The organism is Labrys sp. KB_33_2, from assembly GCF_052114505.1.
Lineage (GTDB): Bacteria > Pseudomonadota > Alphaproteobacteria > Rhizobiales > Labraceae > Labrys.
In genome coordinates, this window is sequence record NZ_JBFREW010000001.1 from 669,951 (window position 1) to 683,130 (window position 13,180).

The following is a 13,180-nucleotide window of genomic DNA, read 5'->3' on the forward strand; positions in this document are numbered from 1 at the left end:
TATAAGAATACTTTTTAATTACCGGATCTGGCAAGTCTGCTCCCGCTGAATTGCAGGTGGCCATCATGCTCGCCAAACGGTTTCACGAACTCGGTCTCGCACTGCCGCTGGTCGCCCGCGCCGACCTGCCATTTGCGCCTTGCGTGCGTGTCGGCGACATCGTCTACATTTCCGGCCAGATCCCGGAGCGGGGGGAGGAAGTTGTCGCGATCGGCAAGGTCGGCGAGGATGTGAGCCTCGACGAGGCCCGCAAGGCCGCCGAATTATGCGCCGCCAACGTGCTGTTCTGGCTCGACGCGGCGTTGCAGGGGGATCTCGACCGGGTCGTTCGCATCGCCAAGGTCGCGGTCTATGTCAATGCGGCGCCGGGATTCAGCCAAATCTCGCAGGTGGGCAATGGCGCCTCCGAACTGTTTCTCAAGATCCTCGGATCACGAGGCGAGCATGCCCGCTCCGCGCTGGGGATGGCGTCGCTTCCCCTCGGCGTAGCCGTCGAGGTCGATGCCATCGTGCATGTCCGATAGGCAAGATTATTCATAAGATATTGGAAAATGGAATGAATCTCGGCATAGATGGAAAACGCGCCTTGATCCTGGGCGGCAATAAGGGCCTTGGTCGTGGTGTCGCCGCGCGCCTGGCGGAAGAAGGCGCGGCGGTTGCCGCGGTCGGCCGTGACGATCAGGCGCTCAAGGGGACGCTCGAGGACCTTCACCGTTTTTCGCCGGCCTCGTTCGGGATTCGGGCCGACCTCGACGATCCCCTGCAAGTGACGCAAATGCTCGAACAGGTCGATCGTGAATGGGGCGGTGTCGACATTCTGTTGCTCAATGGCGGCGGGCCGCCGCCCTATGGCGCCTGCGATACCGACGCGGCCCGATGGCATCGGCAGTTTGACGCCATCTTCATGACAGGGCTGCGCATCGCCGCCCATGTCCTGCCTGGCATGCGCTCCCGGCGCTGGGGGCGGCTCCTCGTGGTGTCATCCACAAGCGTGCGCGAGCCGATCAAAGGGCTCGCGGCATCGAATGCCCTGCGGGCGGCGGTGGCCGGATGGGCAAAGAGCCTGGCCAGCGAGGTTGCGGCCGACGGCATCACCGTCAACCTTCTGCTTGCCGGCCGGCTCGACACCGAACGCACCAAAGTGCTCGATCGTCTCGATGCCGAGGCGCGCGGCGTCACGGCCGAGACGATCGCAGCGGAAAGCCAGGCCGAGGTTCCGATCGGGCGCTACGGTACGCCCGACGAATTCGGCGCGGTTGCCGCTTTCCTGGCCAGTGATCTGGCTTCCTATGTCACCGGCACGGCCATTCCGATCGACGGCGGCCTGGCGAGGGCGATTCTTTAGTTCCCGCCTAACCTCAACCTGTCCCGAGCTTTGGCAAACGTGGGGCCGCCGGCCGCCACGATATTCATCTGCGACGCGGTGACGTTTGCGCGCACCAGGCCTTGCGTGAGGCCGGCATTAGGTACGTTCTTGCTGAAGGAGAAAGTCATGATCACCGAATCCCCCGATTTGCGCGCGTCGACGAGATGGCCGTTATAGGGAGCGAGCGTCGGTGACCCCTCCATGAGAAGCTGGAGAGCCTGGCGTAGTTTTGCGTCGGTCAACTTCGGATTGGCCAATATTGCGCGAACGCCCACGGCACTGTTGGCTGGCGTTGCCGCGGTGCCGACCACCAAGAAACCGAGGCCTCCGCATTGCGGCTTGACGCAGACCAGTAATTTTTTGATGCGCGCCCCGGCCGGGACAAGCCCTCCGTAGGATCGCGCCTCTACCCAACCCTGTGAGGCCAGGCCTGGGTCGGAAGCTGGCGAAAATGACGTGCGCCCCGACGTTCCCGCGCAGGCGCCCAGTGCAAGACAAATCAGAAAGGTACCAAGAAGACGAATCAAGTGAACCCCCAGGATGCAAGAACAGACGACCTGTTCCATTGCGTCATCAAGCTAAGGGTGAGGCCTGGGGCAAGCAAACGATTTCGGAACCGAAGTCGTCATCCCAACGAAAAGATCAAGGAGGGAGGCGCGGTGCTACTCCGCCGCGATCGGAATGCTCACACCGGGCTCTTCCTCGAACGGAGTTTCCAGCTCGACGAAACGGTCGGGGAAGAAGCCGTTGAAGTGGGTGCGCAGGCCGAGCGAATAGGCGCCGATATGGCCGATCTCGATCCAGTCGCCGGTGTCGACAGTCTCGGGCAGATAGAAGGGGCGGGTCAGGATGTCGACGGAATCGCAGGTCGCGCCGCAGATGCGGAAGGGCAAGAGCTTGTCGGGCGAACCATTGCGGCGTTTGCGGGCGGGATCGGGGATGAAGCGGGTGGGCAGCAGCAGCTTGCCCGTCCATGAATCGGAGAGCGAGGCCCAGACGCCGTCATTGATGTAGAGGCGCTGGCCCTTCTTGAGCAGCACGCGCACCATCACCGACAGGCAGCGCGCCACGATCACGCGGCCGGGTTCGGCCACCAGCGGCAGGTCGTCCAGTTTCCAGTCGGCGATATCGACGCCGATCTGGCGCATCAGGGCCTCGGTCGTCGGCGTGCCCTGGTTCGAGCCCTTCTTCTTGGGATCCACGCCATATTGCGCCGGAAAGCCGCCGCCAATGTCGAGGCTGACGATATCCTCCTTGATGCGCGAACGCACCCAGGCAACGGAAGCGAGTGCCCGCTCATAGGTCTCTGGATCCTCGACCTGGGAACCGACATGGAAGGCGATGCCGGTCTTGAAGCCGATGCCGGCCATGCGGTCGAGCAGCTCAACGGCATGTGTCGGCGTGGCGCCGAATTTCTTGGAGAGTTCATAGGCCGCCGCACCCTTGGTGGCCAGGCGCAGGAACAGCGTGATCTCCTCGGGCGGAATATCGAGGGCGCGCACGATGCGCAGGATCTTGGCGACCTCGTCCTCATGGTCGAGCGAGAGCTCGCGGATGCCATAGGTCTCCAACGCCAGCCGGATATGGGACTGGGCCTTGACCGGATGCATATAGAGCAGTTCGCAATTGGGAGAGGCTGCGCGGGCCGCCTCGAATTCGGCAGGGCTGGCCACATCGAAGGAGGTGATGCCGGCCTCGGCCAGCACCTTGAGGATCATCGGTTCGCCATTGGTCTTAACGGCATAGGCAGTCTTGCCGGGGAACTGCGCCATGAACTCGCGCGCATCGGCGGCCAGGACCTGCGGACGGAAACCGTAGACCGGCTCGTCCGGGCGGAGCGCCAGCGCAGCTTCGCGGGCGGTGGTGAATTTCTGCATGGCCGAATCGACGCCCCGTTTCATGATCCATGTTTAAGCCTGTTCATGGCTGCTGCAAAACAACCGTCTTTCCTGACAGAAATGTGACGGCGGCGATGAGGAGAGAAGCGGCCCCGCCAAACTGGGTCGATTGCGTCACGCACGGCCATGCGCACTCCCTGAACGGTGTCTCTCGCCACCGTGACTCAAGCGCGGTCCGAAATTCCCAGAAACGAGGCTTCATCGGCCTGGACATTCGCCGCAGGCGGTGATTGCATCGGTCTTATCCGGACCGGAAGCGATTGGGGCTCGGCCGCACGGCTTGGCGCTTGACGGGCGGCCTCGGCACGGACAGATTCGCACAGTTGCTGATTTAAGGATTCTCATCATGCGTATTGCCGGTCTTGCCGCCGTCCTGCTGGCTGCATCCTGTGCGCCGGCGCTTGCCGCCTCGGCGCTGGAAAAGAATTTCTGGCTGTCCGGGCCCAACTACGACGCCATCCTGCCCCATTGCGCCGACAAGGCCGTCTCCGATCAGATCGCTGCGCGCTTTGCCCGCAAAGAGGCCAATTATTGGCACTCCAACCTGGCGATCCAGCAGATCGATCGTCATCGCCAGATTGCCTTTTCGCCCTGGGGCCCGAGCTATATTCCGCGCCGCTTCTGCGTGGCCCGGGTGCTGACCAATGACGGGCATTACCGTCGCGTTTCCTATGCCATCGCCGAGGATACCGGCTGGATCGGCGCAAGCTGGGGCGTGGAATGGTGCGTCGATGGCACCGATCACAATCTGGCCTACGCACCCGCCTGCAAGATGGCGCGTCCGTGATCCGTCTTCTGCTCGCGGCCATTGTCATGGTGGCGGCGAGCAGCGGCCTTGCCGCGCGTGAGATCCGCGGCGGGGCGCCGGGGGATTTCGATCTCTATCTGCTCGCACTGACCTGGTCGCCGGGCTTCTGCGCTACGGGCGGGGCGACCAAGCAGCCCGATCAATGCGATATGGGATCGCGCCTCGGCTTCCTCGTGCACGGCCTGTGGCCGCAGGGGGAGCGCGACTATCCCACCGAGTGCAATCCCGGTGCCTTCGTACAGCGGCGCGATCTCGCCGCAACCAGGGGGGTGATGCCCTCGGAGGGCCTTGCTCGCTATGAGTGGCGCAAGCACGGGGCCTGCTCGGGCCTGTCGCCGGCGCGCTATTTCGAGGCGATGGCGACGCTCTATCGCCGCATCGTCGTTCCCGAGGCCTATAGGAGCTCGGCACAGGATAGCCGCGCCGCGCCCATCGAGATCGAGCGGGCCTTTTCGCAAGCCAATCCTGGCTTGCGGCCCGACATGATGACCGTGGTCTGCAGCCGGGGCGAGCGCGGCAGCGTGCTGACCGAATTGCGCATCTGCCTGAGCAAGGATCTGCGCAGTTTCCGGACCTGTCCGACGCAGCTGCAATATCAAGGCTGCCGAACGCGAAACATTCTGATACCAGCGCTCAACTGACATTGGTCTTGGTGAACCGACATGGCTCTATGGCTTAAATTCGCAGGCACGGGGGAAGGGGAGGCTGAGGCGGGAGCGCCCAAGCCCGAGCGGCTGGAGGCCGGCAATCCGGCGTTCCGCACCTGGAACAGCTATGAGAGCGCCGATGGCAAGACCTTCTGCGGCATCTGGGAGGCGAGCCCGGGGCGCTGGCGCATCGTCTATGAAGAATGGGAGAGCTGCACCCTGCTCGAAGGCCACTCCATCGTCACGCCGGATGGCGGGGCGCCGGTGGAATTGAAGCCCGGCGACACCATGATCCTCGAGCCGGGCTTTGCCGGTAGTTGGGAAGTGGTAGAGACGACGCGCAAGAGCTACGTGATCCGGCTTTGAATACCAACCGAGTGGTCCTCTATGCAGATTGGTATGAAAGGCTGGGTGCGCGCGGCCTTTGAGTATTACTGAAGCGTTACTTGGCCCTTTCGCCTTCAATCCCTCGGTCGAATACTCGTGGCAGATGGAGGCGTTGGGATAGAGCTCGGCCTTGTTCGCGGTGGAAACACGGGTTGCAGCTGCCGCGGCTATTTCCAGCTACATCACGAAATCGATGAAGGCATGCGCAGCCCGAGGGGGCAACGGATCCCTGGGAACGGCGAGCACCTGGATCACACTGGATTGCCGGACCGCCTGGCGGAGGCCGACGTGCCGGCGGCATGGGTCTGGTTGGAGAGTAAGCCCGAGCCGTAGACTTCCTCCTCCTGTGCCGCCAGGCTGCCATTTCCCCTCTTGCCACGCCAGCGGGTTCCCGGCGATATGGGGTGGGCGGAGGTAACAGGTACAATGACAGCAGAGCAGAGTGGCACCACTAGTTTTCTGCGCGAGCGCGATGGTCATGAGGCCCGCGTTTCCTATGCGGAACTCTTCTTCGATCTCGTCTACGTCTTCACGGTGACGCAGCTTTCCCACTCGCTGTTGGAGCATCTTTCCTGGGGCGGGGCGCTCCAAACCCTGGTGCTGTGGTTCGCCGTCTGGCTGGCATGGCAATATACCTGTTGGTTCACCAACTGGTTCGATCCTGAGAAGACGCCGGTTCGCATCTGCCTCTTCGCCTTGATGGCGCTCGGGCTGATCATGGCGGCGGCCTTGCCGGAGGCTTTCGGTGAGCGCGGGCTCATCTTTGCGCTCTGCTTTGCGGCCATCCAGGTCGGCCGCACCGCCTTCGCCGTGTTCAGTCTGGGCGCCGGCACGCCGATCTCCCGCAATTTCCAGCGCATGATCGGCTGGAACCTGATCGCGGCCTGCATCTGGATCGCCGGCGGCCTCGCCGAGGGCGAGGCCCGGATCGTGCTATGGATCATTGCGGTTGCCTGCGAATATTTCGCCCCCTGGTTCGGCTTCTGGTTGCCTGGGCTCGGCCGTTCGGATCCCGGCAAGGAATGGACGGTGGAAGGCGGCCATATCGTCGAGCGCTGCGCGCTCTTCGTCATCGTGGCGCTGGGTGAGTCCGTCCTGGTCACAGGAGCCACCCTCGCCAAATCGCCGGCCTGGGATGCGCCCGGCCTGATCGCCTTCTTCGTCGCCTTCCTCGGTTCTATCGCCATGTGGTGGGTCTATTTCGACATCAGCACCAAGGACGCCACGGAGGCCATTGTCGAATCCGAGAATCCCGGGCAGATCGCCGCCTATACCCATTATCTGCACGTAGCCCTGATCGCTGGCGTGATCGTCACGGCCGTTGGCAATGATTTGTCGATCGCGCATCCCGCCCATCATGTCGATTTCGGGGGCATGGCGGTGATTTTCGGCGGGCCGGCCATCTATCTGATCGGCAACGCGCTCTATAAGCGCCTGATCTATGGCGGTGTGCCGATCACCCACGTCGCCGGCCTGCTGGCACTGGCCATTATGGCGCCGTTCGCCTTCATGACCGATCTGTTGATGATCAGCGGCATCACCACCGTCATTCTCCTCGTCGTGGCGATCTGGGAAGGCTATATCGGCAGGAAAGCAAAATCGAAGGCTCTGCATCACGCATCATGAACTATCGCCACGCCTTCCACGCCGGCAACTTCGCCGACGTACTCAAACATATCGTGCTGGCGCGTATCCTGACCCATCTCGGGGCCAAGGATGCGCCCTTCCGCGTGATCGACACCCATGCGGGCACCGGGCTCTACAATCTGGAAGCCAGCGAAGCCCGCCGCACCGGCGAATGGCTGGAGGGCGTCGGCTTGGTGGCCGAAAACCCGCCGCCGGCACGGGTCGCGGAACTGATCGCGCCTTGGTACGGCCTGTGCCAGGGGCTGATGGCCCAATCTCCGCCGCTCTATCCGGGCTCGCCCTGGCTTGCCGCCGATCTGACGCGGGACCAGGATCGCCTGGTCTTTTGCGAAAAGCATCCGGAGGATGCCGACAGGCTGCGGGGGAACTTTGCCCGCGGCAAGCGGGTCAAGGTGATGGAGGGCGACGCCTGGGACCTGCTATCAGGCCTGTTGCCTCCGCCCGAGCGGCGTGGCCTCGTCTTCATCGATCCGCCTTTCGAGGAGGACAACGAGTTCCGCACCATTGCCGAAGGGTTGGCGCAGGCCCTGCGGCGGTGGGCAACGGGCGTCTACGCCATCTGGTATCCCATCAAGGGCATGCGCGAGGTGGAGAGTTTCGCCCGCAAGGTAGCAGCTCTGCCTGTTGCCGGCCGCATCCTGCGGTTCGAACTCAGCCGCTATGCCGTGCAGCGTATCGATCGCCTCAATGGCTGCGGCATGATCATCCTCAACCCGCCCTGGAAGCTGGACGAGGAACTGCGGGCCGTGGGTGCCTATCTCGCGCCGCTCTTCGCCAAGGAAGGCAGTGGTCTCGTGCGCCTCGACTGGCTCAAGCAAGACGACACGCCCTAGGGCGTGTCGGCCCGTGCGGACTCGCCCAGCGAGGTGATAGGGCGGGCGCTGGCGGTCAGTGATGCTCGAGGTGCGAAATCGATGAAAAGCGGCAGGCTCGCCGCGCCCAAGGCATGGGCGATCGAGCCGAATGTTCCCAGGCGCAACACCGGCGCGGTGCGGGCCTCGGGAATGGCGGCGGCGAGCGCCGTTTCGAGGCGCGTGACGATTTCCTGCATGATCGCTGGCCCGAGGTCACCATCGACAACCACATTGGGAACATCGAGCAGGGCCTGCGCCGACAGGACCGGGCCGACCAGGGCATCGACGCAATCGGTGATCCATTCCTCCAGTACGGCGGGACTGCCGGCAATGGCCGCCGGCAGGTCGTGCGGCCCGGCGATCTTGCGGCCATGCCAGCTAAGATGGCGCATCAGGGCTGCAATGGATGCGCGGGCCAGCAGGATGTCGTAGGGGCCTTTGGGCGCGGGCACCGAAGGCAAGCGGGAGGGTGGCACCGGCAGCATGGCGACATCGCCGGCATTGCCCTGGGAGCCGCGACGGTAGTCGCCGCCCAGCACCACGCCGCCGCCAATGGCCGGACCGAGGAAGAAATAGACGAAATCGTCGGATTCCCGGCCGAAGCCATAGAAGAGTTCGGCGATGGCGGCAGCCGTGCCGTCATTTTCGGCATGGACGTCGAGACCAGTCAGGCTCTGCAGAGCCGCGGCGAAATCATAGCCATCCCACAGCGCCAGCGTGTCGATCTCCAGATTGAGCCGGTCGAGCCAGGCGCCGAGATTGTAGGGTTGGGCCAGGCCGATGCCGAGCACGCGCCCGGGGGACAGGCTGTCGGCAATGGCCTTGAGGTCGGCTACATCGGCCGCGACCACGGCCAGGGCCTCCTGAGGGGCGGGCAGGGGATAGTCATGCGAACGTTTGTCGACCAGTTGGCCGCCGAGATCGACAAGGGCGGTCTCGATGCGGTTGCGGTCGATCCGCACCCCGATACCATAAGCGCCTGTCGGCTCCAGGCGCAACAGCGTTGCCGGCTGGCCGCGCTGGCCGTGATAGCGCTTGCCGACCACGGAAATCAGCCCGAAGGCCTGCAGGTCCGAGACGATCTCGCCGATGGCGGTGTTGGTAAGGTTGGCGGCGCGGGCAAGGTCCGCCTTGGAGGCTTCGCGCAGGCGTCGCAGTCGTTGCAGCACGACACGGTGGTGGTAGTGACGGATGCGCGCGGAGGTCAATCCGCGTTCCGCCATCGACGCGGGCGCCATGGCTTCCTCCCCATTACCGCTAAGCAGAATTTCCTGGCGAGATTCACGGATGGGCCTCGCCAGGAAATTCTGCAAATGTTTGATATCTTGCAGATTCTTCCTGATCGGGCCGGTGACCCGATCAGGAAGAATCTGCTTAGAACAAAACACGTTCAGGTGTGAACGCTTGTTTGCTCTCATTCTCTGGTCCCGAGCCAACCATACGGATTGGCTGGAGCGTCTTTGCGATTTGACGTGATTCAATCAAATCACAAAATGCGCTGGGCGTGGGCACGGTCACCGCGTCGCCCTTTATTTATTGCCGTTGAGTAAATTCAAGATGAGCAAAGGTGTCAAGCATCATGCGACGGCCTTACCTGCCGGTGCACGAAGAACCCGTGCCGTCCTCTCACCGTTCCCATGGTCGCACCCGGATTGACGCCGGGCAGGGGGTATTGTCAGATCATTGCCGGGTGCCCGGCTCAACCGGGGCGCCATGGTGATTGGATCATGCAATTCGATTTCAAAAACAGGCTGGTGCTGGTCAGCGGCGGCACCAGCGGCATCGGGGCCGCGATTGCGGCGGGGTTTGCCGAGGTCGGAGCTTCTGTGGTGGCTGCCGGCTTGCCCGGCGTGGCCGCGCCTGCCGGCATCGAAACGGTGGAGCTCGACGTGAGGGATGGCGCGGCCATCACGGCGCTGGCGGGGCGCTATCTGCGGCTCGATGTGCTGGTGAATGCTGCCGGTATCATCCGGCGCGGGGCCGAGCACGAACCGGAGGTCTTCGAAGAGGTCGTCGACATCAATCTCAACGGCACGATGCGCCTTTGCGCTGCCTGCCGCGGCGCGCTGGCGGCGTCGGGCGCCGGCGCCGTGGTCAACCTCGCCTCCATGCTGTCTTTCTTCGGCGGCGGCCTGGTGCCGGCCTACAGCGCCAGCAAGGGCGGCATCGCCCAGCTCACCAAGTCGCTCGCCATCGCCTGGGCGGGTGAGCGTATCCGCGTCAACGCTATCGCTCCCGGCTGGATCGAGACGCCGCTCACCAGAGCACTCGTGGAGGATCCTGCCCGCAGCGGCCCGATCCTGGCGCGCACCCCGCTCGGGCGCTGGGGCGTTCCGGCAGACCTGGTCGGACCCGTGCTGTTCCTATGTTCCCCCGCCGCCGCTTTCGTCACGGGCACGATCCTGCCCGTCGATGGCGGCTATCTGATTGGATGAGACCATGAGTGTGTCCGACCGCAAGCTCGACCAGAGCCGAATGCCCTATCAACTGCCCATGCCCGCGGAGGCGGCCCCCGAGATCGTGGTGCCGCATGTGCTGCCCGACGACGAGCGCGTCTGGGTGCCGCAGATGGAGAATGTCTGGTTTCGCCCGCTCTGCCTGCATGTCGGGCAGGGCTACTGGGTCAACCTGCTGCGCGTGCGTAAATCCGGCGTGCTCTCGCGTCACCGCCATCCGGCGCCGGTGCATGGCCATGTCCTCAGAGGGCGCTGGCATTATCTCGAGCATGACTGGGTGGCCGAGACCGGCTCCTATGTATTCGAGCCGCCCGGCGAGACCCATACCTTAGTGGTGCCGGAGGATTGCGAGGAGATGATCACCCTGTTCCACATCACCGGCGCCATGATCTATGTCGATCCCTGGGGCAAGGTGACGGGCTTCGAGGACGTCTTCTCCAAGATCGACATGTGCCGTGCCCATTATGCCGCCAATGGCCTTGGCTCCGACTATGTCGAGCGTTTCATCCGGCGCTGAACGAGCCTATTTGGGGGCAGGGTGCTGCACCGGCGTGGCGGGCGTGCCGGCGCCATGGGGGCGGGGCGCCATGGCGAGTACGGCGGCTTCGAGCGACTTGTCGCGGTGCTTCAGGCAATAGCCGCGCAGATGTGCGCGCAGGCTAGCCGGATCGGTGAGGTCGGCAAGCGCGCGCTCGTTACCGAAATGACCGGGATTGGCCTTGGCATAGCCTTCGACATAACCGCTTGCCCAGGCGATGATCTGGCTGTCGAGAATGTCGCGACGGCGCACGGCGAAACCGCAGCGCATGTCGCCATAGTCGACGGCCTGGCTGACGGGTACATGCGGCTTGGCGGGTGTCGCGGGCTTGACGGCGGCAGGCGCGGCCGCCTCCGGTTTCGTCGGTGCCGTCTTGTCGGCAGGGGGCTTTTCTGTCGCCAGCGCCAGTGGAATCGAGAGGGCGCCTGCACAAAGGGCGCCTGCCAGGACTGCTGCCATCGTCACGCGCACATTCGCCTCCATCGCATTGATTTGCCGCGCCATGCTGCGCAAACAAAAGGGCAGCCGCAAGGCGTCAGTCTGGTGCAGAAACGCAAATCTTCGCCCGCCTGTCCTCGACACGCTGGCCACAACCGCCAATGTTCGGCATGACGGGCATTTGTTCTACGGAGCCGAGAGAAATCTGGCTGGGGCGGGAGGGTTCGAACCTCCGAATGGCGGAATCAAAATCCGCTGCCTTACCACTTGGCTACGCCCCAATCGGTGCGGCTCAATAAACGGTTCCCTCGGAGGCCGCAAGGCATGGCTACAAAAAAGCGCTACGAATTTCATCATCAAAAAAGCGCATATCCTGCTTGCGGCTCGGCGATGATCCCGCTATAGACCCGCCCACGACTGGAATACGGAGTGTGGCTCAGCCTGGTAGAGCACTACGTTCGGGACGTAGGGGTCGCAGGTTCAAATCCTGCCACTCCGACCAGTCGATTTTCCCGAGATCCAAGCCACAGATTTGCCAAATCCGTTAACGCCTCCATTATGGCGTTTGCCGCGTGCGTGCGCTGCCGTCGATGCTGCCGTACTGGTACGTGAAGCAGTATTTTGGTTTCTTCCCTGTTTAAAGTCATGATGATACCGTCCTTGAGAGGTGCAGCGTCTCTGCCTTGCCAAGTATGACTGTGCGGATGCCTCAACGCTGCGCAACTGTTACGTGGGTAACTGAATACAGTGTAACAATTTTATGACAATGCGCCGGCATGCAATAGATTGCCGCTTGTTTAAGCTTCGTCGTTATTCCATCTCCGGCGTAGCGATATTGTCTTTAATGTGGCATTTGGTTATCTGTGCGATTAACGATTCGTTATGAGGATTGGGAATGCAGAAGCTGCTGGCCGTAGGCCTTTTTGTCCTGCTGGGTAGCTGCTCCAGCCCGTCCGACGGCCCGAGTGCCGGCAGTTTTCTCAATGCGCGCCAGCCTTATACGAATGAGCGCGTTCCGGTCATCGATATCACCTACGCTGCGCAGACGGCCCTGGCTCCGGGCGCCTTGCCTTTCGCCGGCACGCCGGGTCTTTCGAAACTGCGTTCGGCTGGCTATACCGGCACGCAGATCAGCCGCGGCGACGTCCTGCAGATCACCGTGCTGGATACCGGCGAGGACGGCCTGTTCTCGCCGACGAACAGCAAGACGCTGGATCTCGGCCGCTTCACGGTCGACGACAATGGCTCGGTCGACATTCCTTTCGTCGGCAAGCAGCGGGTGGCGGGTTCTTCGCCGGAATCGGTGCAGAAGCGTATCGTCGGCAGCCTCAAGGGTTCTTCCGTCAATCCCCAGGCGGTCGTGACCATCATCGACCGGCCCAACAGCGCGGTTGCCATTTCCGGCGCGGTGCGTGGAGCCGGCCGCATGGCGATGGCTTCGGGCAAGGAGCGCGTCCTCGACGTGGTGGCGAGGGCCGGCGGTGCCACCGGGCCCGCCAACGCGACGACGGTGACGGTGATTCGCGGCAATCAGCGCGCCGATCAGAGCCTCGACCAGGTGATGGCCGATCCCAAGCAGAACATCTATCTGCAGCCGGGCGATCAGGTCATCCTGGGTGGCAATACGCCGAGCTTCACCGCGATGGGGGCGTTCAAGAGCGCCGGCGAGTTCAATTTCGAACCCGGTCAGCTCACCTTGGCGCAGGCCATCGCACGTAGCGGCGGTCTGCTCGATGACCGGGCCGATTCCCGCTACGTCTATCTGTTCCGTAAGCGCGCCTATTACTGGACGACCAAGGATTGCGTGCTGGTGCGGCCATCGCCCTATGGCAATGGCACCATGCCGCCGCGGACCAGTTGCCCGCAAGCCATGGCCTCGCCGCCGCCGCCGCGCGCCGTGATCTTTCGCATCAACATGCGGGACGCCTCCAGTCTCCTGATGATGCAGCAGGTCCAGATGGAAAGCGGCGACATGTTGTTCGCCAGCAATGCCGGCATGGTCGATTTCGCCAAGCTCTTCACCGTGTTCCAGAAGAGCGTGCCGACGGCGGCGGCGCCGCAACCCTCGGGAGGAATACCCTCCAGCCCGCCTCCGGCACCGGGTGTCTCGCTGAGCCTGCCGTCTCAATAAGCCGGGAGGG

Annotated in this window: 14 protein-coding genes and 2 tRNA genes; 11 read left to right on the forward strand and 5 right to left on the reverse strand. The window is 63.3% G+C overall.

Features of this window, described 5'->3' with window-relative positions:
- Positions 1-65: 65 nt before the first annotated feature.
- Entirely contained in the window at positions 66-524 is a 459-nt protein-coding gene (locus AB4037_RS03200; protein ID WP_441770499.1) for a RidA family protein, read from the forward strand.
- Between the two features lie 32 nt (positions 525-556).
- The gene (locus tag AB4037_RS03205) at positions 557-1,345 is read left to right on the forward strand and encodes an SDR family oxidoreductase (RefSeq protein ID WP_441770500.1); all 789 of its coding nucleotides are present in this window, start codon (positions 557-559) and stop codon (positions 1,343-1,345) included.
- Here the strand turns inward: AB4037_RS03205 and AB4037_RS03210 are convergent.
- Positions 1,342-1,932 carry a hypothetical protein gene (locus tag AB4037_RS03210; protein ID WP_441770501.1) on the reverse strand — a complete coding sequence of 197 codons (591 nt, stop codon included), beginning with the start codon at positions 1,930-1,932 and terminating at the stop codon, positions 1,342-1,344. The genes AB4037_RS03205 and AB4037_RS03210 overlap by 4 nt on opposite strands.
- 96 nt (positions 1,933-2,028) lie before the next feature.
- On the reverse strand, positions 2,029-3,243 hold the full coding sequence (locus AB4037_RS03215) for an alanine racemase (RefSeq protein WP_441770502.1): 1,215 nt from the start codon (positions 3,241-3,243) through the stop codon (positions 2,029-2,031).
- Between the two features lie 367 nt (positions 3,244-3,610).
- On the opposite strand from AB4037_RS03215, the gene AB4037_RS03220 reads away from it, so the two are divergent.
- From AB4037_RS03220 to AB4037_RS03240, 5 genes are all read left to right on the forward strand, one after another.
- Complete coding sequence (locus tag AB4037_RS03220) at positions 3,611-4,051, forward strand: hypothetical protein (RefSeq protein WP_434957451.1); 441 nt, start codon at positions 3,611-3,613, stop codon at positions 4,049-4,051.
- Positions 4,048-4,713 carry a ribonuclease T2 family protein gene (locus AB4037_RS03225; protein ID WP_434957450.1) on the forward strand — a complete coding sequence of 222 codons (666 nt, stop codon included), beginning with the start codon at positions 4,048-4,050 and terminating at the stop codon, positions 4,711-4,713. Before AB4037_RS03220 ends, AB4037_RS03225 begins: the two co-directional genes overlap by 4 nt.
- Before the next feature lie 21 nt (positions 4,714-4,734).
- Positions 4,735-5,085 (forward strand): cupin domain-containing protein, encoded by a 351-nt coding sequence (locus AB4037_RS03230; RefSeq protein ID WP_434957449.1) that lies wholly within the window; start codon positions 4,735-4,737, stop codon positions 5,083-5,085.
- Positions 5,086-5,532: 447 nt separating this feature from the next.
- On the forward strand, positions 5,533-6,732 hold the full coding sequence (locus tag AB4037_RS03235; RefSeq protein ID WP_441770503.1) for a low temperature requirement protein A: 1,200 nt from the start codon (positions 5,533-5,535) through the stop codon (positions 6,730-6,732).
- Complete coding sequence (locus AB4037_RS03240; protein WP_441770504.1) at positions 6,729-7,586, forward strand: 23S rRNA (adenine(2030)-N(6))-methyltransferase RlmJ; 858 nt, start codon at positions 6,729-6,731, stop codon at positions 7,584-7,586. The genes AB4037_RS03235 and AB4037_RS03240 overlap by 4 nt, the downstream gene beginning before the upstream one ends.
- Here AB4037_RS03240 and AB4037_RS03245 read toward each other — a convergent pair.
- Positions 7,583-8,845, reverse strand: coding sequence for an ROK family protein (locus tag AB4037_RS03245; protein ID WP_441770505.1), 1,263 nt, complete (start codon positions 8,843-8,845; stop codon positions 7,583-7,585). The two genes, AB4037_RS03240 and AB4037_RS03245, sit on opposite strands and share 4 nt — an antisense overlap.
- Positions 8,846-9,334: 489 nt before the next feature.
- On the opposite strand from AB4037_RS03245, the gene AB4037_RS03250 reads away from it, so the two are divergent.
- Together AB4037_RS03250 and AB4037_RS03255 are read left to right on the forward strand one after the other, a co-directional pair.
- Positions 9,335-10,042, forward strand: coding sequence for an SDR family oxidoreductase (locus tag AB4037_RS03250; RefSeq protein WP_441770506.1), 708 nt, complete (start codon positions 9,335-9,337; stop codon positions 10,040-10,042).
- Positions 10,043-10,046: 4 nt separating this feature from the next.
- On the forward strand, positions 10,047-10,580 hold the full coding sequence (locus tag AB4037_RS03255) for a 2,4'-dihydroxyacetophenone dioxygenase family protein (RefSeq protein WP_434957444.1): 534 nt from the start codon (positions 10,047-10,049) through the stop codon (positions 10,578-10,580).
- 6 nt (positions 10,581-10,586) lie between these two features.
- Here the strand turns inward: AB4037_RS03255 and AB4037_RS03260 are convergent, their stop codons facing one another.
- Entirely contained in the window at positions 10,587-11,066 is a 480-nt protein-coding gene (locus tag AB4037_RS03260; RefSeq protein WP_434957443.1) for a hypothetical protein, read from the reverse strand.
- Positions 11,067-11,245: 179 nt separating this feature from the next.
- A tRNA-Gln gene (locus AB4037_RS03265) sits at positions 11,246-11,320 on the reverse strand.
- Between the two features lie 144 nt (positions 11,321-11,464).
- Here AB4037_RS03265 and AB4037_RS03270 point away from each other — a divergent pair.
- Together AB4037_RS03270 and AB4037_RS03275 are read left to right on the forward strand one after the other, a co-directional pair.
- Positions 11,465-11,541: transfer RNA gene (locus AB4037_RS03270), tRNA-Pro, on the forward strand.
- Between the two features lie 393 nt (positions 11,542-11,934).
- Entirely contained in the window at positions 11,935-13,170 is a 1,236-nt protein-coding gene (locus tag AB4037_RS03275) for a polysaccharide biosynthesis/export family protein (RefSeq protein ID WP_441770507.1), read from the forward strand.
- Positions 13,171-13,180 lie beyond the last annotated feature (10 nt).